The sequence below is a fragment of the Haloarchaeobius pelagicus genome (genome assembly GCF_051207375.1).
Lineage (GTDB): Archaea > Halobacteriota > Halobacteria > Halobacteriales > Natrialbaceae > Haloarchaeobius.
In genome coordinates, this window is the sequence record NZ_JBPJZD010000002.1 from 114,052 (window position 1) to 138,550 (window position 24,499).

At 64.9% G+C, this 24,499-nt stretch carries 24 protein-coding genes and 1 pseudogene; 13 read left to right on the forward strand and 12 right to left on the reverse strand.

Annotated features, from left to right (window positions below; all coding sequences use genetic code 11):
* The first annotated feature begins 263 nt into the window (after positions 1–263).
* The 3 genes from ACSC1S_RS13055 to ACSC1S_RS13065 all read left to right on the forward strand — a co-directional run bounded on the left by ACSC1S_RS13055 (position 264) and on the right by ACSC1S_RS13065 (position 4,603).
* Complete coding sequence (locus ACSC1S_RS13055; RefSeq protein ID WP_435364706.1) at positions 264–1,154, forward strand: HFX_2341 family transcriptional regulator; 891 nt, start codon at positions 264–266, stop codon at positions 1,152–1,154.
* A 333-nt stretch (positions 1,155–1,487) separates the two neighbouring features.
* A complete protein-coding gene (locus ACSC1S_RS13060; protein WP_435364707.1) occupies positions 1,488–4,103 on the forward strand; it encodes a valine--tRNA ligase in 2,616 nt (871 codons plus the stop codon).
* 80 nt (positions 4,104–4,183) lie between these two features.
* Positions 4,184–4,603 carry a hypothetical protein gene (locus ACSC1S_RS13065; protein ID WP_435364708.1) on the forward strand — a complete coding sequence of 140 codons (420 nt, stop codon included), beginning with the start codon at positions 4,184–4,186 and terminating at the stop codon, positions 4,601–4,603.
* Positions 4,604–4,613: 10 nt separating this feature from the next.
* Here ACSC1S_RS13065 and ACSC1S_RS13070 read toward each other — a convergent pair whose 3' ends face one another.
* Positions 4,614–5,342, reverse strand: a complete 729-nt coding sequence (locus tag ACSC1S_RS13070) for a DUF1405 domain-containing protein (RefSeq protein ID WP_435364709.1) — start codon at positions 5,340–5,342, stop codon at positions 4,614–4,616.
* Positions 5,343–5,410: 68 nt separating this feature from the next.
* A complete protein-coding gene (locus ACSC1S_RS13075; protein WP_435364710.1) occupies positions 5,411–5,716 on the reverse strand; it encodes a CGCGG family putative rSAM-modified RiPP protein in 306 nt (101 codons plus the stop codon).
* A gap of 171 nt (positions 5,717–5,887) precedes the next feature.
* On the opposite strand from ACSC1S_RS13075, the gene pdxS reads away from it, so the two are divergent.
* On the forward strand, positions 5,888–6,796 hold the full coding sequence (gene pdxS / locus ACSC1S_RS13080; protein WP_435364711.1) for a pyridoxal 5'-phosphate synthase lyase subunit PdxS: 909 nt from the start codon (positions 5,888–5,890) through the stop codon (positions 6,794–6,796).
* A 282-nt stretch (positions 6,797–7,078) separates the two neighbouring features.
* On the opposite strand, the gene ACSC1S_RS13085 is transcribed toward pdxS, so the two are convergent.
* From ACSC1S_RS13085 to ACSC1S_RS13100, 4 genes are all read right to left on the reverse strand, one after another.
* Positions 7,079–7,444 (reverse strand): hypothetical protein, encoded by a 366-nt coding sequence (locus tag ACSC1S_RS13085; RefSeq protein ID WP_435319295.1) that lies wholly within the window; start codon positions 7,442–7,444, stop codon positions 7,079–7,081.
* Between the two features lie 4 nt (positions 7,445–7,448).
* Positions 7,449–7,754 (reverse strand): hypothetical protein, encoded by a 306-nt coding sequence (locus ACSC1S_RS13090; protein ID WP_435364712.1) that lies wholly within the window; start codon positions 7,752–7,754, stop codon positions 7,449–7,451.
* 69 nt (positions 7,755–7,823) lie between these two features.
* Positions 7,824–8,705 (reverse strand): homoserine kinase, encoded by an 882-nt coding sequence (locus tag ACSC1S_RS13095; RefSeq protein WP_435364713.1) that lies wholly within the window; start codon positions 8,703–8,705, stop codon positions 7,824–7,826.
* A gap of 64 nt (positions 8,706–8,769) precedes the next feature.
* Positions 8,770–10,560, reverse strand: a complete 1,791-nt coding sequence (locus ACSC1S_RS13100; RefSeq protein ID WP_435364714.1) for a histidine kinase N-terminal 7TM domain-containing protein — start codon at positions 10,558–10,560, stop codon at positions 8,770–8,772.
* 107 nt (positions 10,561–10,667) lie between these two features.
* On the opposite strand from ACSC1S_RS13100, the gene ACSC1S_RS13105 reads away from it, so the two are divergent.
* Entirely contained in the window at positions 10,668–12,053 is a 1,386-nt protein-coding gene (locus ACSC1S_RS13105; RefSeq protein WP_435364715.1) for an NAD(P)/FAD-dependent oxidoreductase, read from the forward strand.
* Between the two features lie 480 nt (positions 12,054–12,533).
* Here the strand turns inward: ACSC1S_RS13105 and ACSC1S_RS13110 are convergent, their stop codons facing one another.
* Positions 12,534–13,127 (reverse strand): DUF6149 family protein, encoded by a 594-nt coding sequence (locus ACSC1S_RS13110; RefSeq protein WP_435364716.1) that lies wholly within the window; start codon positions 13,125–13,127, stop codon positions 12,534–12,536.
* A 172-nt stretch (positions 13,128–13,299) separates the two neighbouring features.
* Here ACSC1S_RS13110 and ACSC1S_RS13115 point away from each other — a divergent pair, with 172 nt between their 5' ends.
* The 8 genes from ACSC1S_RS13115 to carB all read left to right on the forward strand — a co-directional run bounded on the left by ACSC1S_RS13115 (position 13,300) and on the right by carB (position 20,908).
* The gene (locus ACSC1S_RS13115; RefSeq protein ID WP_435364717.1) at positions 13,300–14,550 is read left to right on the forward strand and encodes an NAD(P)/FAD-dependent oxidoreductase; all 1,251 of its coding nucleotides are present in this window, start codon (positions 13,300–13,302) and stop codon (positions 14,548–14,550) included.
* 99 nt (positions 14,551–14,649) lie between these two features.
* On the forward strand, positions 14,650–14,880 hold the full coding sequence (locus ACSC1S_RS13120) for a hypothetical protein (RefSeq protein WP_261652284.1): 231 nt from the start codon (positions 14,650–14,652) through the stop codon (positions 14,878–14,880).
* An 80-nt stretch (positions 14,881–14,960) separates the two neighbouring features.
* Complete coding sequence (locus ACSC1S_RS13125; protein ID WP_435319303.1) at positions 14,961–15,374, forward strand: DUF7124 domain-containing protein; 414 nt, start codon at positions 14,961–14,963, stop codon at positions 15,372–15,374.
* 39 nt (positions 15,375–15,413) lie between these two features.
* Positions 15,414–16,286: a DUF7847 domain-containing protein gene (locus ACSC1S_RS13130; RefSeq protein ID WP_435364718.1), complete on the forward strand. Its 873-nt coding sequence runs from the start codon at positions 15,414–15,416 to the stop codon at positions 16,284–16,286.
* Positions 16,287–16,349: 63 nt separating this feature from the next.
* Positions 16,350–16,592 (forward strand): hypothetical protein, encoded by a 243-nt coding sequence (locus ACSC1S_RS13135; protein WP_435364719.1) that lies wholly within the window; start codon positions 16,350–16,352, stop codon positions 16,590–16,592.
* Between the two features lie 55 nt (positions 16,593–16,647).
* On the forward strand, positions 16,648–17,178 hold the full coding sequence (locus ACSC1S_RS13140; protein WP_435364720.1) for a DUF5815 family protein: 531 nt from the start codon (positions 16,648–16,650) through the stop codon (positions 17,176–17,178).
* 82 nt (positions 17,179–17,260) lie between these two features.
* Entirely contained in the window at positions 17,261–17,500 is a 240-nt protein-coding gene (locus tag ACSC1S_RS13145) for a hypothetical protein (protein ID WP_435364721.1), read from the forward strand.
* Positions 17,501–17,710: 210 nt separating this feature from the next.
* Positions 17,711–20,908 (forward strand): carbamoyl-phosphate synthase large subunit, encoded by a 3,198-nt coding sequence (carB, locus tag ACSC1S_RS13150; RefSeq protein ID WP_435364722.1) that lies wholly within the window; start codon positions 17,711–17,713, stop codon positions 20,906–20,908.
* 26 nt (positions 20,909–20,934) lie between these two features.
* Here the strand turns inward: carB and ACSC1S_RS13155 are convergent, their stop codons facing one another.
* The 5 genes and pseudogenes from ACSC1S_RS13155 to ACSC1S_RS13175 form a co-directional block, all read right to left on the reverse strand.
* Positions 20,935–21,834 (reverse strand): ABC transporter ATP-binding protein, encoded by a 900-nt coding sequence (locus tag ACSC1S_RS13155; protein WP_435364723.1) that lies wholly within the window; start codon positions 21,832–21,834, stop codon positions 20,935–20,937.
* 2 nt (positions 21,835–21,836) lie between these two features.
* On the reverse strand, positions 21,837–22,739 hold the full coding sequence (locus tag ACSC1S_RS13160) for an ABC transporter permease (RefSeq protein WP_435364724.1): 903 nt from the start codon (positions 22,737–22,739) through the stop codon (positions 21,837–21,839).
* 50 nt (positions 22,740–22,789) lie between these two features.
* The gene (locus ACSC1S_RS13165; RefSeq protein WP_435365537.1) at positions 22,790–23,344 is read right to left on the reverse strand and encodes a hypothetical protein; all 555 of its coding nucleotides are present in this window, start codon (positions 23,342–23,344) and stop codon (positions 22,790–22,792) included.
* A 12-nt stretch (positions 23,345–23,356) separates the two neighbouring features.
* A pseudogene (locus ACSC1S_RS13170) lies at positions 23,357–23,443 on the reverse strand (twin-arginine translocation signal domain-containing protein); the annotation flags it as partial.
* Between the two features lie 117 nt (positions 23,444–23,560).
* Positions 23,561–24,367, reverse strand: a complete 807-nt coding sequence (locus ACSC1S_RS13175; protein ID WP_492766635.1) for a helix-turn-helix transcriptional regulator — start codon at positions 24,365–24,367, stop codon at positions 23,561–23,563.
* Positions 24,368–24,499 lie beyond the last annotated feature (132 nt).

Sequence of the window (24,499 nt, forward strand, 5' to 3'; positions counted from 1 at the left end):
CTGTGGTGCGGTGCAGGTGCGGTCGCGGTCCCATTGCCATCGGCGCGAGTCCGATGCTCGTCATCACCAGCACCAGACGTAGCTGTAGGCCAGTCATCGCCAGCACCAGCCCAGCCATCCCCACCAATAGACACAGCACCACCCCAGTCACCACCAGCTTCGATTGGCAGCCAAACCCGCACCACATCAATCCACGACCAGACGAATCCACGACCACACCCCGAGTAATCAGATTCAAGCGCCCCTCCATGCAACACGAACCTATGCAGACACACATCGTCCCGGTCGGGTTCGACTACGACCGGCTCATCGCGCCCCTGGTCCGCGACCAGTTCGACGTGGACCGGGTCATCCTCCTCGAAGGGGCGGTGGGGAGCGAGGCCAACGTCGAGTACTCCCAGAACCTCTCGAAGAAGCTCGAGAAGGACTTCCAGAACCTCCTCGGCGCCGAAACGGAGCGCCTCGTCCTCGCGGACGTCTACGACTACGACGCCGCCTTCGAGCAGGCGTACGACCTCATCAACGACGAACTCGACCGCGGGAACGAGGTGTGGGTGAACATCGCGGCGATGCCCCGGACCGTCTCGTTCGCGTTCGCGACCGCCGCCCACTCGCTGATGGTCGAACGCCAGGAGGACCGCCAGCACATCCACACCTACTACACCGCCCCCGAGAAGTACCTGGAGACGGAACTCGCGGAGGAACTGCGCGAGCAACGCGACCTGCTCCAGGACCTGCTCGACGACGGAGTGGACGACGAGCGCGTCGAGGCCCACCTCGACACCGCGACCAGCCTGCTCGAGGAGTTCGACGAGCGCGGGACCACCATCGGCGCGAAGGAGATCGGCGGGAGCCACATCGTCGAGTTGCCCGTCGCGTCGTTCTCGAACGTCAAACCGTTCGAGGAGGTCATCCTGTTCAAGCTCGGCGAGGAAGGCGAGTTCGACTCGGTCTCGGAACTCGCGGAGGCGCTCGCGAAGGAACTCAACGAGGAGTACACCGACTCCTTCCGGTCGAAGGTCATCTACAACGTCGATAGGTTAGGGCCGGGCGGGAAGGGGTACATCGAGCAGGAGGAGGTCGGGAAGTCCTACCGGACCAGACTGTCCAGAATCGGTGAGCTGTGGGTGCGGGCGCATTCCGGTGGGGAGTAGGCGCACAGAGCCACCCTGTGACGGAGCAACACGCCACCGCTGACTTTTTATTCCACCGTCGACCTTCTTCGAGTATGGAGCACCCTGCTGCCGCCGTAGTACGTCCGTAAGGCCAGCCAGCGGTGCCCGGCGATTCTCATAGGGATTATTGTAAGTCGCGATAGACTGCTCGACAGACCGTCTGTCGAGCGACTATCTACAGTTACAATAAACCCTATCACGCGACCACCGTTTCGCGTAGCAGCCGCACCCGAGCGCGCATCGCACAGGCGCGACTGCATCGATTGTATTAAACGGCGAATGGACGACTGACCCAACAAGAGATTCCCATCTATGCCAGAAGGAGACTACGAACCCCGAGCGACAGAGGAGGAGTGGCAGAACCGCTGGGTTGACGAGGAGACCTACGCGTACCAGCCCGAAGACGAGGAAGTCGACCCGAACACGGTGTTCGCCATCGACACGCCGCCGCCGACGGTTTCCGGCAGCCTGCACATGGGCCACCTGTACGGCCACACGCTGCAGGATTTCGCGGCCCGGTTCAAGCGGATGCACGACGGCCACGTGATGTTCCCGTTCGGCTACGACGACAACGGCATCGCCTCGGAGCGACTCACCGAGTCCGACCTGGGCATCAAGCACCAGGACTACGAGCGCCGTGAGTTCCAGGAGAAGTGCCGCGAGGTCTGCGAGCAGTACGAGGCCGAGTTCACCGAGAAGATGCAGAACCTCGGGATGAGCATCGACTGGAACCGCACCTACAAGACCATCGAGCCGCGGGTCCAGCGCATCTCCCAGCTCTCGTTCTGCGACCTGTACGACCAGGGTCGCGAGTACCGCAAGAAGGCTCCCGCTATCTGGTGTCCCGAGTGTGAGACCGCCATCTCGCAGGTCGAACAGGAGGACGCCGAGCGCCACACCCACTTCAACGACATCCGGTTCGACCTCACCGAGCCGACCGACGACGGCCGCGAGAGCTTCGTCATCGGGACGACCCGTCCGGAACTGCTCCCGGCGTGTGTCAGCGTCTTCGTCCACCCCGACGACGAGGACAACCAGGACCTCGTCGGCGAGACCGCGGAGGTCCCCATCTTCGGTCACGAGGTCCCCATCATCGAGGACGACCGTGTCGACCTCGAAAAGGGGACTGGCGTCGTCATGTGCTGTACCTTCGGTGACCAGAAGGACATCGAGTGGTACCAGGCCCACGACCTGCCGCTGCGCGTCGCCATCGACGAGTCCGCGACGATGACCGACCTCGCGGGCGACTACGAGGGCATGAGCACGCACGAGGCCCGGGAGGCCATCGTCGAGGACCTCGACGACCTCGGCCACCTCGAGGGTCGCGAGGACCTCACCCACACCGTCCAGGTCCACGAGCGCTGTGAGACCGACGTCGAGTTCCGCGTCTCCAAGCAGTGGTACATCGAGATCCTCGACCACAAGGACGAGTATCTGGAAGCGGGCGAGGAGATGGACTGGTACCCGGAGAAGATGTTCACCCGGTACAAGCACTGGATCGAGGGCCTGGAGTGGGACTGGCTCATCTCGCGCCAGCGCGACTCCGGGATTCCGTTCCCGGTCTGGTACTGTGACGACTGCGGCCACGAGGTCCTCGCCGAGCGCGAGTCACTCCCCGTCGACCCGCTCTCGGACGACCCGCCGGTCGATGCGTGTCCGGAGTGTGGCCACGACGAGTTCGAGCCCGAAGAGGACGTGCTGGACACCTGGGCGACCTCCAGCCTGACCCCGCTGGTCAACGCCGGCTGGGACTGGGATAGTTCGAAAGAAGAGTTCACCTTCGCGAATCCCGAACTCTACCCGGCCGACCTGCGCCCGCAGGGCCACGACATCATCAGCTTCTGGCTGTTCCACACGGTCGTCAAGTGCTACGAGCACACGGGCGAGGTCCCGTTCGACTCCGTCATGATCAACGGGCACGTCCTCGACGAGAACCGCGAGAAGATGTCCAAGTCCCGTGGGAACGTCGTCGACCCGGCCCGCGTCGTCGCGGACTTCCCCATCGACGCCATCCGCTACTGGGCCGCGAGCACCGCGGTCGGCGACGACTTCCCGTTCAAGGAGAAGGACATCGTCGCGGGCGAGAAGCTCCTGCGCAAGCTCTGGAACGCCTCGAAGCTCATCGAGCACCTCGCACCCGAGGCCGTCGCCGAGCCCGACGAGCTGGACGACCTCGACGAGTGGATCCTGGCGGAACTCGACGACACCGTCGAGACGCTGACCGACCACTTCGTCGAGTACGAGTTCGCGAAGGCCCGGGACACCCTCCGGACGTTCTTCTGGAACACGTTCTGTGACGACTACCTCGAGATCGCGAAACAGCGCCTCGACGAGGAGGACAGCCAGTCCACGAAGTACGCGCTCCGCACCGCGCACGCGACGTTCCTGAAGCTGTTCGCGCCGCTGATGCCCCACATCACGGAGGAGCTGTGGCACGACATGCACGGCGAGGAGAGCGTCCACCTGCAGGACTGGCCCGAACCGAAGGGCTACGAGGCGAACCTCGCGGCCGGCGAGAACGCGATGGCCGTCATCGGCGCGCTCCGGCGCTACAAGTCCGAGCACCAGCTCCCGCTCAACGCCGAACTGGCCACCGTCGAAGTGTACGGCGACATCGGTGGCTTCGCGGACGCCATCGCGGGCGTCATGCACGTCGGCGAACTCGAACAGCTCGAGGAAGCGCCCGAAATCACGACCGAAATCGCCGACATCAGCCTGGAGTACTCCACCCTGGGCCCGAAGTACGGCGGCAAGGTCGGTGAGTTCGACCAGGCCATCGCGGCCGGCGACTACGAACTCGACGGCGACGTCATGAAGGTTGCCGGCGAGGAGCTCACCGCCGACGAGTTCGAGGTCCGCGAGGAGCGCACCTACTCCGGCGAGGGCGAGATGCTGGAGACCGACGACACGCTCGTCATCGTCTCCTGAGGTCGCCAACTCGACTGGTATCGTTTTCAGCTGTCGTCCCCGGCGGCGGGATTTTTGCGGCCAGCGCACGACGATTCGGTATGCGACGCTGGTTCGACGAACAGGTACGCACACTGCCAGCCGCGGAGCGCGAGCAGTTCGCGGCCGTGCTCGGCGTCGACGCTATCGAGGACAGCGATGTCGAGCGCCTCCGGGAGCAGGCAGCGATGCTGGGAGAACAGCCCGACGAGCGCGACGACCAGCCGCCACGGTGTGCGGTCCATCAGACCACGATACACGAGGAATCGGTCCCCATCGCAGGCGACACCGTGGTCGTCCAGCGCTGTGAGACCGACCCGTGTCTGGTGAACGCGCTGGCCGACCTCGCCATCGACCGGGAGCGCTATCTGGCAGGTCGGGAGCCCGAGTACCGCGAGACGCGGCAGCTGGTCGATGCAGAACGACTTCAATCGGAGCGACAGGTCAAGGAGTCGGTGCCGGGAGACGGCGAGAACGAGTAGTGAGGACGAACTACTCCAGCTTGGATTCCAGCTTCTTCACCCGCGTCGACAGCGAGAGGAACGTCGCCAGCAGCGTCAGGGCGACGGCCCCGGCGGCGGCGACCCGGTGCGGGCCGGGTGTGTGGACGACGCCCGAACTGGAGATCTGCTCGGCTGGAATCAGGGTGTGGTGCGGCGTGCCGACGATGGGGACGAAGTAGTCAACGAGGTCGTTGAACCCGTACCAGAGCAGCGCGACCGCGACGGCCCGCACCGGGAAGTCCGTGATCCGATGCAGGACGAACCCTTCGAGGACCATCGCGAGGTGACTCCAGAACAGGAAGTTGTACATCGACCAGTGGAGGTACGAGAAGTCACCCTTGAACGCGAGCAACACGAACGGCGTCCACGCGCCGAGTTTCAGGCAGCCGAAGAACGCCAGCGCGCTCAGGTAGTCGTTCTGGCGGCCGAGCGCCCACGCCCCGAACGCCAGCGCGATGAACAGGGTGGCGACAGGGCTGTCGGGGACGACCGGCCAGGCCAGAAGCGGTTCCAGCGCGAACTGGCTCAACTCCGCGACGAAGCCGGGCGCGAAGGGGTCGAGACCGTAGTAGTAGAACCCGAACGCGGTCCCCCCAACGTTGATGGCGACGACCAGCCACACCAGTCGCAGGCCGAGGTCCTCGATGGCCTTCGGCACCGGGGCGACGTACCAGGGGAGCGAATCACGGTCGGGCAGTTCGTCGGCGAACCCACGCATCGTCCACGACGATGGACGGGGGTTCCAAAGCGATGACGGTTCGGCGGCTGTCGCGAGTCCCTCCCCGGCTACTTCACGACCACGCGGGTGACGTGTCCACCGCACCCGCACTCGTCGACGTACCCGACCAGGATATCGTCGCCGAAGACAGCGTCCAGTTCCCCGAAGAGGTACGTCGAGGGGTGCCCGTGGTTCGCGTGGGTCACGAGGTTGACGAAGGTATCGGATGCCGTGAACTCCACCGCCTCGATAGCCTGGGCGATGACGAGTTCGCGGTCCTCGGCGTGTCTGGGGAGTTCCAGGTTCGCGGACCAGGAGCTGTGGTGAACGTGGTCGGTGATCGGATCGGCATCGGTGAACGGCGCGGTGCTCATACTAGCTGTATCGACAGCTCGACATGTATAGTGACCAGCTGATTCTCACCCGCCGGAAATCGGCCCGCGAACCGCCACGACCCACGTGCCCAAATCGCACGACACGAACTCCTCGGACGGCTGGAGGGACGTACCGACCTGATTAAGTGTAGCCGGTCCTAAGCCGGCGGTATGACCGAGGAGACAGACCTCGAAGACCTCAAGCGTGGGACCGAACTCGTCAAGCGCGGGTTCGCCCGGATGCAGAAAGGCGGCGTCATCATGGACGTGGTGAACGCCAAGCAGGCGAAGATCGCCGAGGAGTGCGGCGCGGTCGCCGTCATGGCCCTCGAGGCCGTCCCGGCCGACATCCGCAAGCGCGGCGGCGTGGCCCGGATGGCCGACCCCGCCGACGTGAAGGAGATCATCGACGCGGTCTCCATCCCGGTGATGGGCAAGTCCCGTATCGGCCACCACAAGGAGGCCGAGATCCTGGAGGCCATCGGCGTCGACATGATCGACGAATCCGAGGTCCTCACCCCTGCCGACGACGCCTACCACATCGACAAGCGCGACTTCACCTCGCCGTTCGTCTGTGGCGCACGCAACCTCGGCGAGGCCCTGCGCCGCATCGACGAGGGCGCGGCGATGATTCGCACCAAGGGCGAAGCCGGCACCGGCGACGTCAACCAGGCCGTCCACCACCAGCGCACCATCAAGGGCGCGATCCGCAAGCTCGAGGGGATGAACTGGGAAGAGCGCGAGAAGTGGGCCCGCGAGCACGAGGCACCCGCAGAACTCGTCCACGAGACCGCCGAGATGGGCCGTCTCCCGGTCGTCAACTTCGCGGCCGGCGGCATCGCGACGCCCGCCGACGCCGCACTCATGATGCACCACGAGTGTGACGGCATCTTCGTCGGCTCCGGCATCTTCGGTGCCGAGGACCCCGAAGCGATGGGCAACGCCATCGTCCAGGCAGTCAACAACTGGGACGACCCCGAGGAGCTCGCGGAGATCGCCTCCAACATCGGCAAGGGCATGAAGGGCGACGCCAACGTCGACCTGCCCGAGGAGGAGAAGATGCAGGGTCGCGGCGTCTAAATCGGTCTACTCCCGTTCTCGATATCTTTTTCCACACGCTCCAGCCACGCGGCTACGCGAGCCGAGCATTCAAATAGCAGGCCGCGGCCACCCTCGGCGTGTCCTGACGACCAACCGCCGGGAGGGCAGCGAGTGTGCGGAACGACTCCCGGTGACCGCGGTGTTCCGCCTGTTCGCCAACATCCGTTCGCGATATCTGGGTCCCCAGAGACAGCCTACCGGCTCACGGGTCGCTCCGCTCCCCGTTCGCGATGGCGGTTCTTCGCTTTGCTCAGAACCGCCCTACTCGAACCACTCCGTCGACGGCGGGACGAACCCCACGATGACCAGCGCCGCGAGCCCGAGGTAGCCCGAGAGCCCACCCCAGAGCACCGAAAAGACGACCGACGGGGCGACCACGGTTCCGACCAGACTGGCGACGACGACCAGCGTGAGCGCCGCGGGGCGGACCCCCTGGCGCGTCCACAGCGCCCGGACGGTCTCGGCCCTGCGCGAGAGCAACACCTCCAGCAGTATCGAGAGCGCCGCGGCAACGAGGAACAGCGTCGTGGAGACGTCGACGTTCACCGCAAAGCCGACCGCGACGGCGAACGCCAGCGACACCGCTGCGAGTGCAGCGTCGTCTGCGGTTCCAGCCTCCGCTTCCATCACCCTATTCGAGGAAGCCGGTTACGATAAAACCGAGGCCGAGGAACCAGCCGCCGACGGCCACACCGACGCTGGCCCAGTGGAAGACGAGTGCCAGCCCGCCGAGTGTCGACGCCGGGGCGGTCGCCACCGCGACCAGCTGGCCGACGCCCGCACCTGTCGTCGTGGTGAGGAGGACGCTCCCGGTCGTGAACGCGACGACTCCAGCGAGGAGTGCGACGACCGCGCCGCCGCGCTCCGCGAGCACCCCGAGCCGTTCGACCGGCCGGTGTTCGAACGCGGCCTGGAACGGTGGACGGCTGGCTGCCATGTCAACACATATCGTGTTCGACCGTGATAAACCTGCGGTGCGATGAGCGAACCGGTTCGCCAGCGACGACTACTCGAACACCTGCGCACCGCGGCCGATGGAAGTCTGGTACGCCCGGGCGTCTACGCCCGCGTCGTCGAACGCATCCAAAAGCGCGCTGGCGACCTGCCGGCGGTCGCCCCTCGACCGGCAGACGGCGAGGACCCCTGGCCCGGCTCCGCTGACGGTGACCCCGGTCGCGCCGGCGTCCAGTGCGGCCGACCTGGCTGCCCCGTAGCCGTTGATGAGTTCGGCCCGCGCGGGGGTGACCACCTCCTCCGACAGCCCGCGGCCGACGAGATCTGGGTCACTGCGGTGCATCCCGGCGGTGAGCGTCGCAGCGCTGCCGACGGTGTCGACCATCTCCTCCATGGTGACCGTGTCGGGGACGACCCGTCGCGCGTCGCGCGTCGAGACCACGAGGTCCGGCAGGCACGCAACCAGCGGAAGCGATGCGTCGACCTGCGTGACGCCGTCGTCCCGGGCGATGGTGAATCCGCCGAGGATGGACGGTGCGACGTTGTCCGCGTGGGCCGCACCGGAGACCACGGCTTCGCCTTCGGCGGCGATGTGGACGAGTTCTTCCCGGGAGTAGCCCCGGTCGTACAGTTCGTTGAGGGCGACGGCCGCACCTGCGGCACTCGCGGCGGAGGAGCCGAGTCCAGAGGCCGGGCGGACTCCCTTGTCGATAAGGATGCGCGCCGGCGCGTCGAGTTCCTGGGCGACGACGCCGGCGGTGTTCTGTGACGGGTCTTCCGGGATGTACTGGCTGCCGGCACCGGTCACCTCGATAGAGATCTCGTCGGCCCGTTCGACACGGACGACGTCAGCGGGGGCGTCGAGAGCCAGCCCGAATACGTCGAACCCACTACCGAGGTTCGCGCTCGTCGCCGGTGCACGGACGGTAAGCATGCACCCGACTTGGCTCAGTCCGTCCAAAAAACTAGCGGACTGGACAAGATTGCGGTCGCCACTGTCAGTTCGGGGGCGTGTCGGCGTCGACACGTATCTCGAACCGCGCACCGCCCTCGTTCGACGAGGTCGCCCGAACTCGCCAGCCGTGGGCCTCCGCGATGGACGAGACGATGGCGAGGCCGAGGCCGGTCCCGTGCTCGCTCCCGGTCACGCCGGACTGGAACGCCGTCTCGCGCAGGTCCTCGGGAAGCCCGACACCGTCGTCCGCGACGTAGAATCCGGTCCCGTCGGGCAGTGGCCCCACGCTGATCTGGAGGGGGTCGCCCGTCGAGCCGTTCCCACCGTCGGTCAGCTGGTGGCCAGGATTGCCTGTCGAACCGTGTTCGACAGCGTCGCCGGGCTGCGCCCGGCTGCCAGTGGAACCGTGTTCCACGCTGTTGCGGAACAGGTTCTCGAACAGTCTGAGCACGCGTCCACGGTCGGCCTCGACCGTCGTGTCTCCCGCGATGCGGAGCGTCGCACCGTCATCGGCCACGCTCTCCCAGGCGCGCTCGGCCGCAGTCGCGACCTCGACCGCCTCGGTGCTCGTCACCGCGCCGCCATCGCGGGCGAGCGAGAGGAGGTCCTGGACGATGGTCTCCATCCGGTCGTGGGCCCGCTCGGCAGCGTCGTAGTGTGCTTCGTCGCCGGTCTCGCGATAGAGGTCGAGGTAGCCCGCCGCGGTCCCGAGCGGGTTCCGCAGGTCGTGGCTGACGACGCTCGCGAACTGGTCGAGGCGCTCGTTCTGCCGGCGGAGTTCACGCTCCCGGCGGACCCGGTCGGTCACGTCGCGGAAGACCACGAGCGAGCCGATATCGCCAGCCCCGTCGGTGAGTGCCGTCCGGGTCCGCTCGTAGTGACCGGTCTCCCCGTCGCCGTCGGTGACGGTGACGAGGGCTCCGGTGTCGCCGTCGAACGGGACCGTGCTTGCTTCGTCCGCGAGTCGGCCCGTCGGGTCGTCACCCTCGAACAGCGGGATGGCGGCGGGGTTGAAGTCGAGAATCCGGTCGTCGACGTCGAGGACGATCGCCGGGTCCTTCATCTGCTCGACCGCGGTCCGGCGAGCCACGGGTCTGAGCTGGAACAGCCGGTTCCGGAAGACCGACCAGGCGACCGCGGCGGCGGTCACGAAGAAACCGAACGCGGTCAGGTTGTACGTCCGGAACGCTTCCGGCCCGAAGAGGTAGAGCGCGCTGGCGGCGAACGGCGCGAGCGAGCCTGCCAGCAAGCCCGCGACCTGCCGGCGGTAGAGCCCGGTCGACTCCGCGTACGCCCGGGCGAGCAACGCGGTCGCCGAGAGCACGAGCACGTAGGCGTAGGCCGTGAACGCGTAGAACGCGATTCCGTGCTCGTTGACCAGGACGGCCGAGCCACTGACCGACTCGAGCGAGACAGCCGTCCAGAACTGGTGGTGGAGCGGGTTGGTGAGGACGACGATGGGCGTGGCGACCGCACCCGCCGCGATGGCGGCCCAGCCGAGACGTGGAATCCCGTCGAACCGGATGAACCGGGCGACGTAGCACAGCCAGAGGCCGGGAATCGCACCCATCCCGAGGTACTGGACCATGTTCCACTGGACCTTCGCCTCGCGGACGGCGGCCTGATTCTGGCCGACGACCGAAAGCTCGGCGGCGTACGCGGCCATCATCAGGCTCACCGCGAGCAACAGCCCGGCCGCGACCGACGCACCGGGGAGGCCGTCGTCCCCGTCGTCGTCCCCGTCGCGCCGAGAGAGAACGTAGAGCGCGAGGACGGCCTGGATGAACGCGCCGAGAACCAGTGGGATGGTGAGTGGCGTCGGCTGGAAGCCCATATCGATATCACTCGTTCGGTTTCATCGACGTTAATGCTAGGGGCCGGCCTCGTCGTGCTCGCCAGCTTCCAAAAGACACATCGCCGGTCGCCGCCGACACCGCAATAATGACTGTCGGTATCGTCGGCGGCGGCGTGGCCGGGCTCGCGGCGGCCTATCGGCTGCAACAGGCGGGCTACGAGGCCCAGGTATTCGAAGCGAGCGAGGACATCGGTGGACTCGCCGCCGTCTACGAGACGGCGGGCCAGCCCATCGAGAAGTTCTACCATCACCTCTCGAAGTCCGAGGAGACCATCGTGGAACTGGCCGAGGAACTCGGGGTCGGCGACCGGCTGGAGTGGCCGTACAAGTCCGACGCCTACTACGTCGATGGGGTCGTCCACCCGATGGACAAGGCGTGGGAGATAGCCGCGTATCCCCATCTCTCGTTCTACGACAAGTTCCGCCTCGGCATGCTCACGATGGAGATCGACCTCCGTGGTGGCGTCCCTTCCTTCGACACGTACGAGCGCCTGGAGGACTTCGAGCACGTTCCCATCAAGGAGTTCGTCGTCGAGCACACGACGAAGAACGTGTACGAGAGCTTCTTCGAGCCGCTGCTCGACGCGAAGTTCGGCAGCCGCAAGGAGGACGTCTCCGCGGCGTGGCTGCTCGGACGCATCAAGTTCCGCGGCGAGCGCGACCTGCTCAAGGGCGAGCAACTGGGCTACTTCGACGGTTCCTTTTCAGTGCTCATCGACGCGCTGGTCGACGCCGTGGGCCGGGAGAACGTCACCACGGGCGCTCGCGTGACCGAGGTGGATACATCGGGCGAGCAGGTCTCCTCGCTGACCGTCGAGACCGCGGACGGGACCGAGACCCACGACGTGGATTCGGTCGTGGTGGCGGCGATGCCGAACGTGCTGGAGGACCTGACCGGGTACGCCTGCGACATCGACTTCCAGGGCACGGTCTGTTCGGTGTGGAGCATGGACGAGTCCATCACGGACACGTACTGGCTCAACATCAAGGACGAGGCCCCCTTCGGCGTGCTCATCGAGCACACGAACTTCATCAGTGAGGAGCGCTACGGCGGCGAGCACCTCTACTACACCGCGAGCTACGTCCAGGACCCGAGCGAGGACCTCTGGCAGATGAGTAACGAGGAGGTCGAACAGCACTGGCAGGAGGGTATCCAGGACCTGTTCCCGCACTTCGACCCCGAGATGGTGAACTGGGTCCAGACCGCCCGCAACCCGCGGACCGCCCCGGTGTACGAGCGCGGCTACCTCGACATGGTCATCCCGTACGACCTCGCCGAGGAGGTCGCCTCGGGTGTGTACTACGCCGGGATGGCCTCGCGGGCACAGTACCCCGAGCGCAGTCTGAACGGGGCTATCGTGGCCGGCTACGCCTGCGCGGACCGTATCGCCGGTAACGCGACGGCTATCGAAGAACGAGAAGTTGCGAGCGACGAAGTTGCGAGCGACGAACAGGCGTCGCTCGCGGAGTAGGATTCGAAGAAACCGAGAAACACGGCTTGGACCCGAACGGGAAACGTTGTCCCCGGACCACACGGCCATAGCTGGCTTTCGTCGGACTTTCACCGACTCGGTTGACCGAAGCCAACTTCGGCAGGGTTTTCGCCTGCATGCCGAGATATTCCCGAAGTCCCTTTACAGGTACTCCGATACTTGGCCTTCACCTTCGACCGCCATGGCGGCCGAACACTGGTCCGGTACGGTTCTCCTTCGGAGTCGTGACCTCGTTACCCTGTTACGGGTTCTTTGGTGTTGACCCCTACTTCCGTCCGTCTCGTCCGAACCTTATCGGAACGGTTCGATCTGGGCGTGAAGCGTCCGGTGCGCCCCCGTGATTCCCGGTGGGCAAGTTAGGGTAGGGCCGAGGAGGAGATAAGGATTTTGTACGGTAACACGGCACATGGTCCTGAGACCAAAACCGATTGAGAGGAGCGAGGTGTTCGCCAGGTATTCTCACTCCTCGTCATCGACCACGTCCGCCATGCCGGGGGCCTCGGAGATGTCCACGTCCTCGGGCTCCTCCTGGCCACCGACGACGACCTCGCCGTCGGCGGTCTCGACGTACACGTCGTCGGCGAAGCCGCCCTCGGCGTAGGGGTGAACCGGGTCGTCGAGCTTCTCCGGCGTCGAGGGTGCGTCGGCGATGCCGTCGGCCGGGTGGAAGTCACCCAGCGGGTCGTCGATGGTGATGTTGTATGTCTGGAAGAACTCCTCGTACCGGTCGTAGTGCTGGTCGAGTTCGTCGGTCGGGAACTCCATCATCTCGGTCCAGCCGTGGTTGAAGAAGTCGAAGTTCGCCTGGATGTGGGTGATCTCGCGCGCCTCCGCCTCGGGCATGTAGTCGAGCGCGGCGACGTAGGTGTCCATCGTGGCGTCGAAGAAGTCGTCGAGGTGCTCGCGGCGCTCCTCGCGGTGTTCCTCGTCGGCCTTCTTGAGGAATATCTTCGTGTGCATGTCGACGAGCTTCTCGTTTGCGACGTCGCCGATGACGGGAGCGGTGAGCGCTGTCTTGAACGCGAAGTGCTTGACGTTCTGGCGGATCTTCATCGTTGGACGGGGCTTGGGAGTGGAAGGGTAAGAACGTCCCGCCGCCGGCACGACGCCCGTGGTCGCCGGAGGAGGTAATTACGAAACCGAATCCCAGAGGGACGAACGTGACAGTTGGCGGGAACCGCTCGAATGGTAATCCACTTTAACCCCCGCACCGAACCCTGCGCGTATGAGTGAGTCGTACGTCATCATCGGCGACGGAATCGCCGGTGGCTCCGCGGCCAAAACACTTCGGGAGGAGTCGCCCGACGCTGACATCGCCGTCCTGACGGACGAGGGCGAACCACTGTACAATCGTATTCTCATCAAAGAGTACGCGAAAGGGAAGATTCCGATGGAGGACCCCCTGTTCCTCCACGACGAAGAATGGTACGAGGAGCGTGACATCGACCTCGAACTGAACACGCACGTCACCCACATCGACACCGACGCGCACGTCGTCCGCACCCACGAGGGCGACGACTACGAGTACGACAAGCTGCTCGTCGCCACCGGCGGCACCCCGACCCAGCTGCCCGTCGACAACTCCGACGCCGAGGGCGTCCACCACTTCTGGACGTTCCAGGACGCACGCGGCATCGCGGACCACTCCTCCGAGTCCGCGACCGGTATCGTCGTCGGGGCGGGCCTGCTCGGCATCGACTTCGCCGCGGTGTGCGGTGCCCGTGGCATCGACGCCAAGTACCTCATGCGCGGTGACTGCTGGTGGCGCTACGCCCTCAGCGAGGACGGCGGGGAGATCATCCACGAGGCCCTGCGCGACATGGGCGTCGAGCCGGTGTTCCAGTCCGGTGTCGACCACTTCGTCACCGACGACGACGGCGTCGTCACGGGCGCGGTCGACCCCAACGGCGTCGAGTACGAGGGCGACTTCGTCGGCGTCGCCATCGGCCTGAACTTCAACACCGAGTTCCTCCGCGGCTCCGGCATCGAGACGGACGACGGCATCGTCGTCGACGAGTACATGGCGACCAACGTCGAGGACGTGTACTCGGCCGGTGACATCACCAAGTTCTACGACGTCATCCTCGAGGAGCACGCACAGAACGGCTCCTGGGACTCCGCGAAGAAGCAGGGTGCCATCGCCGCGAAGAACATGGCGAACGGCCACGAGGCCGAGGAGTTCCGCCACGTCTCCTCGTACTCCATCTCGCACTTCAAGGACCTCCCGTTCGTCTCCTTCGGCCACCCGACGCTGGGCGACGACGACGCCGAGCGCAAGTACTCCGACACCGAGTGGCGTCGTCTCACCTTCAAGAACGGCAAGCTCATCGGTGGCGTCCTCATCGGCGACCTCAAGCTCCAGTCGACGTTCAAGCGCATCATCCGTGAGGAGCGCGACCTGAGCGGTCAGGAGGAGGTCCTGCTCGAGGAGGACTTCGACCCCGAGATGCTCGACGCGCCGGCGCAAGAGCAGTAACCGCCCGACAGCGGAACGACCGGTCGATTCGATTTTCCGGAGATTCAGTCCCGCCAGAGGAATCTTTAAGGCCATGTATGCCATACCATACCATGGCCCATGGCAGTCAGTGACATCGCGGAGGGCACCCTCCGCCTCACGGAAGTTGAATCGGTTCCCGCGGACGCCAGCGTCCGGCACGTCGACCAGCTCTCGGAGGACGCGTTCGACCAGGTGATACAGCTCGTCGACGACGACGGACCGAATACGTTCCAGGGGCTACCAGCAGCAGATCTCGCCGACGGCGAGATCATCGTGTTCACTGACTACCTGCGGGTCGAACTCCGGTAAGACCCCTACCCGAGAGGCCACCGGCTCTCGCCGGGACGTTTTCCGATACCGTTTTCCGCGCGCCGAGGTGAGCCTACTGCATGAACGGCGGCAACGATGGAACGATGACGTTGGCGTTCGAGCTGTCGGCGCTGCAGGCGCTGGCGGACCCCGAGCAGGTGTTCGACGACGCCCGACGCTGGAGCAAGTACGTCGGGGTCGTCTCGGACAAGCCGACGTACGTCGTGACCAACTTCACCCGGAAGAACCGCATCAGACAGGACTTCTTCTCCGGTCCGCGTGGGAAAGAGGAGAGCCTGGAGAGCGTCGGCGAGCAGTTCGACACCGACCGCCACGTCTTCGTCAGCACGACCCAGGAGGACGCCGACCTGGCCGACCGCGCGGGCTGGGAGTACCTCCCCGTCGAGGACGCGGCCGAGGCGGCCGGCTGGGAGCTCGCCACCGAGGACGAGGCCGAGGAGACCGAAGAACAGGTCCGCGACGACTGGCCCTAACGGACAGCTATTTCTTCCCGGTCGCGCAACTCCGCCCAGATGGGTATCGATTTCGAGGCCGCGGTCGTGGCCGCCATCGAGCGGACCGCCACCCGGGCTGGTGGCACGCTCGCGCTCTGTACCTTCGTCGTCCAGTTCATCTCCGCGGTCGGGTTCGACACCGAGCAGGCGTACCTCCAGCGACAGCTCCTCTCCAGCGTGGCGGACGCCCTCGGCAGGACATCCGCGGCGCAACTGGAGCAGGGTCGGCTCGCAATCGCCCGCGGCGCACTCGGCCTTCCCCAGTCGGTCCCGCACTGGTACGGGACCGTCCTCGCGGCCGTGGCGGCGGCCCTCGGCGTGGCCGTCACGGTCGTCGGCCTGCGAACCTTCAGCGGCGCGTACTCCGCGGACGTGCCACGGACCGCGGTCGCCGGGCTCCCGTCCCGGACCGCCCATGCGGTTCTCGGGTCGGTCCTGTTCACCTCGCTCGTCGTGGGCGGACTGGTACTGTTCGTCGTCCCGGGCGTGTTCCTCGCGGTGACCCTCTACTTCGTCACCGCGGCCGTCGCCATCGAGGACGAGTCCGTGTTCGCGGGGCTGCGCCGGAGCTGGGAGCTGACGGCTGGTAACCGTCTCCATTCGTTCCTCTTCGTCTGTCTGCTCGCTGCAGTGACCCTCTCGGCGACCATCACCTCGACCGCGGTCGCCAGCGTCCTGGGCGGGGTGGTGGCCGACCAGGCCGCCCTCGCCAGCCAGCTCGCGACCGCCACCTCGCCGGTGGCCCGGCTTGCGTCCATCGCGGTCACCAGTGTGGCGACAGTGTTCACCGTCGCGCTCACCGCCGTCGTGTTCGACCAGTTGCGCGACGCGACGGGTACCGGCGGTCGCGAGGACGACCTCGCGGACATCGACCCGGCGTTGCTCCCCTGATGGGCGAGCACTCGCCTTTCCGCAGGGCATGGACTTTTGTCGCGGTCCCGAGTGGGTCGAACCATGTCCGAGGACAGCAACGTCACGGTGGATGTGGAGGTCGAGGTCGAGGTCGACTCCGACGAACTGGAGATCGAGGTCGGCGACGTGAAAGACGCCGAGGCGGAACTCTCCCTGGAGGGAGTCGACATCGAGGTCGATGTGGCGGTCTCGGTGGACGACGCCGACGGCGAGCCGGCCGAAGACGAGGACGCTGACGAGGGCGACGACGAGGAGGAGTACGACGACGGGCCGATATACGAGTGAGGACCGGTGTCCCGAGAGCGCGGCACTTTTCACTGCCGGTCCCGCAGAGACAGGCATGGCTGAACCACGCGTTCCGGGTGGGTCCGGGACCGAACTGTCGCTCCCCGATGGGCCGACCGTGGCCGTCAACGACATCGACCTCGGGATGCGGGAGTACGTCGAGAACGGCGAGCGCTACGCCGTCGTGATGGACGTCCACCCGCCGTCGCGTTTCTTCCCGGAGTCGCTCGTTGCGGTCCTGCAAGAGACGGTCGAGACCGCCGACGACTTCGGCGAGTTCGGGACGCCCCACCTCATGGGCATCGTGATGGAAGAGTTCCCGGAGAAGGTCGCAAGCGTCGATGTCTCCGACGACGGCACCGTCGGCTGTTCGATGATATGGCTCACCGAGTTCGACTCGCGCCGGCTCCACGAGATAATCGTCGAGCTCGTCGTCGAACTGATGGAACACGCCGTGAGTCATGCGGACGACGACAGTGCGGTCTCTGATTTCGAGCGCCAGATGCTGGAGTTCGACGTGAGCGAGTTCGTCGAACAGTACCGTCAGCAACGCGAGTTCACGAGCGAACACGACACCGCCCTGTAGGCGGCGCTCGCCCCCGCCGGTATGTGGCAAGCCAGCATACTACTGCCCTCGTTTTATGCTGGTGGACGTACTGTTCTCGCACATGCCATCCCGCCGGAGCGAGTTCGAACGGATCAAGGCCGTTCTCGCAGAGGCGGACCCGGACGAGCCGTTGTCGGCGCGCGATATCGTCGCCCTCCTCGAGGAGCACGGCGAAGAGATCGAGAGCGCTCACCGTGTCGCGACAATCCTCGGCCGACACGCCGAACGTGGCGCGGTCGAGGTCATCCGTGACCGGCCCTACCAGTACCGGATTCTCGAACAACCGGACGTTTCGAACTAGGTCTACGCCCGGCCCACGCTGTCCCGTCTCGTTGCGCTCGGTTCGTCAGTAGTGCCGGTACCGGTAGCGTCCTATCCGTCCGAACAGTCCATCCGATAGACTCGCGCACGCGACCGGCTGTGAACCCTGCGACAGCCATGCGACGGAGTCGCAAGTTCGAATTTCGAAAAGTCGTTACGTTTCTCGCAGTCTTTCGTGGGGCTTATTACGATGTACGAATTTGCAGTGAACAAGAGAACCATGACCGGCGGGACACCGGACGACGCAGACGGACGTACCATCCTTCTCATCGGGAGCGGCCCCATCCAGATCGGCCAGGCGGCAGAGTTCGACTACTCCGGCGCACAGGCCTGTCGCGCACTGCAGGAGGAGGGCGCACGAGTCGTCCTCGTCAACTCGAACCCCGCGACCATCATGACGGACCCGGACATGGCCGACCGGGTCTACATCGAGCCGATCACGACCGAGGCCATCGCAGAGATCATCGAGAAGGAACGGCCCGACGGCGTCATCGCCGGGCTCGGCGGGCAGACCGGCCTGAACGTCACGGCCGAACTCTCCGAGGAGGGCGTCCTCGACGAGTACGACGTGGACGTCATGGGCACGCCGCTCGACACCATCTACGCGACGGAGGACCGCGACCTCTTCCGCCAGCGCATGGAGAAGATCGGCGAGCCCGTCCCGAAGTCGACGACCATCAGGCTCGAAGAGGCCGAGTCGGTCGCCGAACTCTCCGAAGACGCCATCGCGGACCGCGTCGAGGCCGCGGTCGAGGAGGTCGGCGGCCTCCCCGTCATCTCGCGCACCACCTACACCCTCGGCGGAAGCGGTTCCGGCGTCGTCGAGGACATGGACGAACTCAAGCGTCGCGTCCGCAAGGGACTGCGCCTCTCGCGTAACAGCGAGGTGCTGATCACCGAGTCCATCTCGGGCTGGGTCGAACTCGAGTACGAGGTCATGCGCGACGCCGACGACTCCTGTATCATCATCTGCAACATGGAGAACATCGACCCGATGGGCATCCACACCGGGGAGTCCACGGTCGTCACGCCCAGCCAGGTCATCCCCGACGAGGGCCACCAGGCGATGCGTGACTCCGCGCTGAAGGTCATCCGCGAACTCGGTATCGAGGGTGGCTGTAACATCCAGCACGCCTGGCGCGACGACGGCACCCCCGGCGGTGAGTACCGCGTCGTCGAGGTGAACCCCCGCGTGTCCCGCTCCTCCGCACTCGCCTCGAAGGCGACCGGGTATCCCATCGCCCGCGTCACCGCCAAGGTCGCCCTCGGCAAGCGCCTCCACGAGATCACCAACGAGATCACCGGCCAGACCACGGCCGCCTTCGAGCCAGCGATCGACTACGTCGTCACGAAGGTCCCGCGCTGGCCCAAGGACAAGTTCCCCGAGACGGACTTCACGCTCAGCACCGCGATGAAGAGTACTGGCGAGGCGATGGCCATCGGGCGGACCTTCGAGGAGAGCCTGCTGAAGGCGCTTCGCTCCTCGGAGTACGACCCTGACATCGACTGGGCCGACGTCTCCGACGAGGAACTCGAAACGGAGTACCTCGAACGCCCCAGCCCGGACCGTCCCTACGCCATGTTCGAGGCGTTCCACCGCGGCTACACCGTCGAGAAGGTCATCGAACTGACCGACATCGAGAAGTGGTACGTCGAGCGCTTCAAGAAGGTCGCTGACTCCTTCGACGCCGCCTCGGAGGGCGACTTCACCGCCGCGGCCATCACCGGCCACACCAACGCCGAGATCGCCGCGTCGACCGGCGAGAGCGTCGACACCATCGAACAGAACGTGCCCGGCCGCACCTACAAGCAGGTCGACACCTGTGCCGGCGAGTTCGAGGCCCAGACGCCGTACTACTACTCCGCGCGCAAGCCGGAGTGGTACACTGGCCCGTACGAGGGCGAGGCGGCCGCGGGCGAGCTGAAGGTCGACCACGACGTCGAGAGCGTCGTGGTGGTCGGCGGCGGCCCCATCCGCATCGGGCAGGGGGTCGAGTTCGACTACTGTTCCGTCCACGCGGTCCGCGCCCTGCGCGAGATGGGCATCGACGCCCACGTCGTGAACAACAACCCCGAGACCGTCTCGACCGACTACGACACCTCCGACGGCCTGTTCTTCGAACCCATCAACGCCGAGGAGGTCGCCGACGTCATCGAGGCCATCGGGGCCGACGGCGTGATGATCCAGTTCGGCGGGCAGACCTCCGTCGACATCGGTGAGCCGCTCCAGGCGGAGATCGACCGCCGCGGGCTCGACTGCGAGATCGTCGGGACCTCCGTCGAGGCGATGGACCTCGCCGAGGACCGCGACCGCTTCAACCGGCTCATGGACGACCTGGGCATCGCCCAGCCCGAGGGTGGCTCCGCGACGAGCGAGGCGGAAGCGCTCGACCTCGCCCACGACATCGGCTACCCCGTGCTGGTCCGCCCGAGCTACGTCCTCGGTGGCCGCGCGATGGACGTGGTGTACGACGACGAGGAGCTGAAGACCTACATGGAGGAAGCGGTTCGCGTCTCCCCCGACAAGCCGATCCTCATCGACGACTTCCTCGAGGACGCGGTCGAACTCGACGTCGACGCCGTCTCGGACGGCGAGGACGTCCTCATCGGCGGCATCATGGAGCACGTCGAGACCGCCGGTGTCCACTCCGGTGACTCCGCCTGTATGATTCCGCCGCGCTCGCTCGAGGAGGAGACGCTCGGTCGCGTCCGCGAGGTCACGGAGGACCTCGCCCGCGCGCTCGACACGGTCGGCCTGATGAACGTCCAGCTCGCCGTGAAGGACGGCGAGGTGTACGTGCTGGAAGCGAACCCGCGCTCTTCGCGCACCGTCCCGTACGTCTCGAAGGCGACCGGCGTCCCCATCGCCAAGCTCGCCGCGAAGGTCATGGCCGGGAAAACCATCGAGGACCTCGAAGCCGTCGAGCAGATTCCCGAGCACACCAGCATCAAGGAGGTCGTCCTGCCGTTCGACCGCCTGCCGAACTCGGACCCGCGTCTGGGCCCCGAGATGAAGTCCACGGGTGAGGTCATGGGCACCGCAAGCGACTTCGGGATGGCCTACTGGAAGTCCCAGCAGGCCGCCTACAACGACGTCGAAGAGGGCACCGCCGTGGTGCACCTCGACGTCGACGGCTTCGAGGAGTTCTACGACGTCGCCGAGTTCGACGACCTCGAACAGGCGCTCATGGAGGGCAAGGTGAACCTCCTCGTCAGCGACGACCCCGACTCCCTGAAGACCGCGGTCGACGAGGACGTCGCCTACATCTCGACCGAGGCGAGCGCGAAAGCCTACCTCGACGGCCTCGCCGCCAAGGACGGCGACCTCGAAGTGATGGCGGTCTCGGACCGCCCGCGCACCGTCGCGAAGTGGGGCAAGACGGAGTGAGGGACTGAGCGGCCGTCGGCTTCTTCTTACTCGCGTCTCCGGTCGAGTGTGTAGTAGGCGAAGACGTCTTCGAGCGTGGGCTCGGTCACCGAAACACGCTCCGAATCCAGTCTCCTCGTGACCCGGTCTACTGCCGCTTCCGCAGTGACTCTGAGTGTGACGTTCCCGTTTCGCTCCCCAAGCCCACTCACGCCAGCCATCGCCACGAGTTCATTCCGGGTCGCAGCGTCCGGCCGGTCGGGCAAGACGAGTACCGCAACGAGTGGCACATCGCTCACCAGCGTCGATTCGGAACCACAGGCGACGAGTTCACCGTCGACCAGTATGCCGATTCTGTCGCTGAGTCCGCGCACTTCGGAGAGGTCGTGACTGGTCAGCAGGACGGCTGCGCCGCGGGCCACTTCGTCCGAGACGACCGAACGAAGCAGGCTGACGCCATTCGGGTCGACCCCACTGAACGGTTCGTCGAGAACCAGCAACTCTGGTTCTCCGACGAGTGCCATCGCCAGTGCGAGACGCTGTTTCATCCCGCGTGAGAACTCACTGGCCCACCGATCCGCGGCCCTCGCGATGCCGACCCGGTCGAGCAACGCCAGCGGTCTGTCGTTCGTTTCGTTGGCTTCGACAGCGTAGGAGACGTGCTGTCTCGCTGTCAGCCCCTCGAAAACGTCGAAGTCCTGTGGGAGGACCCCGAGTCGTCGATGGACCGCTGTGACGTCTGTTCGTGGGTCCGCACCAAGCACCCGAAGGCGTCCGTCCGTTGCGTGTGTGTAGTTCACCACGATATCGAGAAGCGTCGACTTCCCCGCGCCGTTCGGGCCGACGAGGGCGACCACCTCGTTCTCGTCGACTGTGAGATTCACGCCATCGAGGACGGTCGTTCGGTCGTACCGTTTCTGCAGGTCGGAGAGCTGGAGGACTGTCATCGTTACGAGAGGGTCGTGCGTTCGAAGCGTGCGATTGCGATTCCGAGCGGGACGACGAGCCATCCGAGAAGGAGCACAACACCAGTTGACTCGGCGAGGTAGACGGGTGAGTCTCTGAAGGTCGGGCCGACGATGAACACCCGGCTGACCACAGTCGTGCCGTCCCCTGCCTGAAGCGTGCTCACCGCGGCGGCATAGGTGTCCGCGACGTTGCCCACGCCATACACCCAGTTCGTCACAAGCATGTACGCGCTTCGAGGGTCGAGCCGACGGACGAGGAAGAGAGCCCCATCCGCCGGTGGGTCGAACGGATTGACCTGCACCCCAGCGATGGTCGAATACGCACGGGTCGCCAGCGACTTCCACAGGAACACGGTGAGCAGGCCACAGAGCATCGCCCCTGTCGCTCGAAGCGAGGAGGACGCCAGTACCGAGATGGCGATGCCGAGCCCGGCACAGACGATGGCGTAGACGACGCTGACAGCCGCGAACCCGAACAGGGAGAGTAGTGAGGGCACTCCTTCAGTGACGACTGCGACAACCGTTGCCACCGCCAGCGAACTGAATACGAGACCGACCAGCGGGACGGCGAGCGAGACCGTCTTCCCGACGACGATGTCTCGACGCGAGTGGGGCATCGCAGCCGTCAGCTTGATGCGCCCAGTCGTCCGTTCGTCGAGAACGCTTCGGTGGCCGAGCAGCAGTCCCGCAAGCGGGAGGACGAGTGCAAGTGGACTCTGGAGCGAGAGGATAACGGCATCCGGGCCGAGGTAGGCAGCGACGTCGTCGCCGATTGCGTTGTACTGGAAGGCGAACAGTGCGACCGTCACGATACCGAAGAGCCAAAACGATGTTTTTCTTATATTTACTCGAAGCTCTCTTTTCGACAGAGATTTCCAGGGCACAAATAATAGGGGTTGATGAAAGCGATTAGTTCTGGCGATTCGGAGCGGTATCAGTATCCGTTGCTCTTGCTGATGACGTTGAACCCACCATCTGCGAACCCTTCGACGCGAGCGTACGGTGTCGCGTTGAACCCGTACCCCCCACCGATGAATGAGAGGCCACCCTGGCGGAAGGCTTCGAACTCGCTATAGTCCTCGTCAAGCGAATCTGACGCAGTCCCGTCGTAACTCCAGGTAGGGTCGTAGACGTCTGCATAATCGTTGCTGATAACGTCGGAGACGGTGGAACCATCGTACTCCCAGTTCACACGGTGGTGCCAGCTCCAGAGATGGAATCCCAGTGTGCTGTACCCTTTGAGTGTCACTTCCCTGTCCGTCTCCGTCGCCGCCGTGGTGAATCCACTGTCTGCCTGCTGTGTCACCAATTCGACGTGCGTCGGCGCGAATGCCTTCTTCGCGCCCTTCTTCTGCCGTTTGGAGAGTGCTTCGTACACGGTTCGCTGTTTGTCCTCGGGCAGGGCGCGGAACTGTTTGGCGAATCTGCGGATCTGTGCATCGCTTGACGGGTCGAACTCCCGGTCGATTTGTCCCCCACTGCTTGCCATAGTGGTCGTGGGTACCACAGCCGCGGAAGCGAGGGCTACGGATGCTGTTTTGAGGAACTGTCTTCGGTTCGGTCGCCGTGAATGGTTGTCTCGAACCATAGCAGTTCAAACCAGTAGACCAGGATAGTTTACGATATGTCATGTCTTTGTTGACGCACTCCGTCGTATGTGACACATTCTGCACCTCCACCGAGTTGAAACCGCCTCGTACTTCGTTCAGCCCTCTTCTAACGGTGGTCCATCAGCCCTCCCACCCCCATCGATAGCTGTAGACTGATTGCGTGCTGTGCGATAACGGTTGATCGCCCAATCGAGAAGTTGACCTGGCCCAAACGTTGCGCATGCCGTTAACTGGCCGTTCTCGTACGTATTCAAGATCCCACGCTCCGTGAACAGGGTAACACCGACTTCGATTGGCTCATCCAGTCGATAGAGCGAGACCTCGTCGGGCTCCCACCCGTCGCTTGTGGAGACCGACTGAAACGTCTCAAGTACATCAGACACCGGTTGACCGACGACGAACTCGACATTGACACCCTCAGTTGGCTGTGTCCCGTGGACGTACCATACCGGTTGACAGGAGCCGGGGAACAACCCGCGAATCGAGTGATAGTCCCACGAGCGCAGCGTCTCCCTGTAGTGATTGAGTGGTGCGTGGGGAGTAGCCGAATCCGCAACCGAGACGGTCGCGTCACGGAGACAGTTCGGATCCGGAATCATGGTTGCACTGGGGAGACAAGAGACGAACTCCCCATATTCCATGAACATCTCTATCCGGTCGTGGTGGGTCCGGTATTCGTTCGCGATCGCCTCTCCGTAGGTCGTCAAATGATACGTGCCCCGTCGTTTTTCGACCCAATTCCGCTCCTCGAATGCTGTCAGGTCGCGCTGAACCCCTCTGTACGACTTTGACACCGAGTCCGCGATACCTCGTGGGTCGGAGGGAGCCGCGTTCAACATCTCAAGTATCCGAACTCGTTCCGATGAACCGGCCAAGAACCGAATCGCTTCACAGGCAGTCATCAGTACTTCCTGTCGACGAATCTGCGTCTTTGAGAATATCGAACCAACCGGACACCAGCATACTCAAGCTACTATAAAATCCGTCAGCCATGGGTAAAATCCACGAGTAGTGGTAGTTAGTATTAGCTCTTC

Excerpts from the sequence above, each read along its gene's own strand:
- ACSC1S_RS13090 (WP_435364712.1), bottom strand. The coding sequence starts at position 7,754 with ATGGCAGCCAGCCGTCCACCGTTCCAGGCCGCGTTCGAACACCGGCCG.
- pdxS (WP_435364711.1), top strand. The coding sequence starts at position 5,888 with ATGACCGAGGAGACAGACCTCGAAGACCTCAAGCGTGGGACCGAACTC.
- ACSC1S_RS13095 (WP_435364713.1), bottom strand. The coding sequence starts at position 8,705 with ATGCTTACCGTCCGTGCACCGGCGACGAGCGCGAACCTCGGTAGTGGG.
- ACSC1S_RS13070 (WP_435364709.1), bottom strand. The coding sequence starts at position 5,342 with ATGCGTGGGTTCGCCGACGAACTGCCCGACCGTGATTCGCTCCCCTGG.
- ACSC1S_RS13060 (WP_435364707.1), top strand. The coding sequence starts at position 1,488 with ATGCCAGAAGGAGACTACGAACCCCGAGCGACAGAGGAGGAGTGGCAG.
- ACSC1S_RS13155 (WP_435364723.1), bottom strand. The coding sequence starts at position 21,834 with ATGACAGTCCTCCAGCTCTCCGACCTGCAGAAACGGTACGACCGAACG.
- ACSC1S_RS13120 (WP_261652284.1), top strand. The coding sequence starts at position 14,650 with ATGGCAGTCAGTGACATCGCGGAGGGCACCCTCCGCCTCACGGAAGTT.
- ACSC1S_RS13100 (WP_435364714.1), bottom strand. The coding sequence starts at position 10,560 with ATGGGCTTCCAGCCGACGCCACTCACCATCCCACTGGTTCTCGGCGCG.
- ACSC1S_RS13130 (WP_435364718.1), top strand. The coding sequence starts at position 15,414 with ATGGGTATCGATTTCGAGGCCGCGGTCGTGGCCGCCATCGAGCGGACC.
- ACSC1S_RS13175 (WP_492766635.1), bottom strand. The coding sequence starts at position 24,367 with ATGACTGCCTGTGAAGCGATTCGGTTCTTGGCCGGTTCATCGGAACGA.
- ACSC1S_RS13085 (WP_435319295.1), bottom strand. The coding sequence starts at position 7,444 with ATGGAAGCGGAGGCTGGAACCGCAGACGACGCTGCACTCGCAGCGGTG.
- ACSC1S_RS13115 (WP_435364717.1), top strand. The coding sequence starts at position 13,300 with ATGAGTGAGTCGTACGTCATCATCGGCGACGGAATCGCCGGTGGCTCC.
- ACSC1S_RS13075 (WP_435364710.1), bottom strand. The coding sequence starts at position 5,716 with ATGAGCACCGCGCCGTTCACCGATGCCGATCCGATCACCGACCACGTT.
- ACSC1S_RS13140 (WP_435364720.1), top strand. The coding sequence starts at position 16,648 with ATGGCTGAACCACGCGTTCCGGGTGGGTCCGGGACCGAACTGTCGCTC.
- ACSC1S_RS13065 (WP_435364708.1), top strand. The coding sequence starts at position 4,184 with ATGCGACGCTGGTTCGACGAACAGGTACGCACACTGCCAGCCGCGGAG.
- ACSC1S_RS13145 (WP_435364721.1), top strand. The coding sequence starts at position 17,261 with ATGCCATCCCGCCGGAGCGAGTTCGAACGGATCAAGGCCGTTCTCGCA.
- ACSC1S_RS13125 (WP_435319303.1), top strand. The coding sequence starts at position 14,961 with ATGAACGGCGGCAACGATGGAACGATGACGTTGGCGTTCGAGCTGTCG.
- ACSC1S_RS13055 (WP_435364706.1), top strand. The coding sequence starts at position 264 with ATGCAGACACACATCGTCCCGGTCGGGTTCGACTACGACCGGCTCATC.
- ACSC1S_RS13110 (WP_435364716.1), bottom strand. The coding sequence starts at position 13,127 with ATGAAGATCCGCCAGAACGTCAAGCACTTCGCGTTCAAGACAGCGCTC.
- ACSC1S_RS13165 (WP_435365537.1), bottom strand. The coding sequence starts at position 23,344 with ATGGCAAGCAGTGGGGGACAAATCGACCGGGAGTTCGACCCGTCAAGC.
- carB (WP_435364722.1), top strand. The coding sequence starts at position 17,711 with ATGTACGAATTTGCAGTGAACAAGAGAACCATGACCGGCGGGACACCG.
- ACSC1S_RS13135 (WP_435364719.1), top strand. The coding sequence starts at position 16,350 with ATGTCCGAGGACAGCAACGTCACGGTGGATGTGGAGGTCGAGGTCGAG.
- ACSC1S_RS13105 (WP_435364715.1), top strand. The coding sequence starts at position 10,668 with ATGACTGTCGGTATCGTCGGCGGCGGCGTGGCCGGGCTCGCGGCGGCC.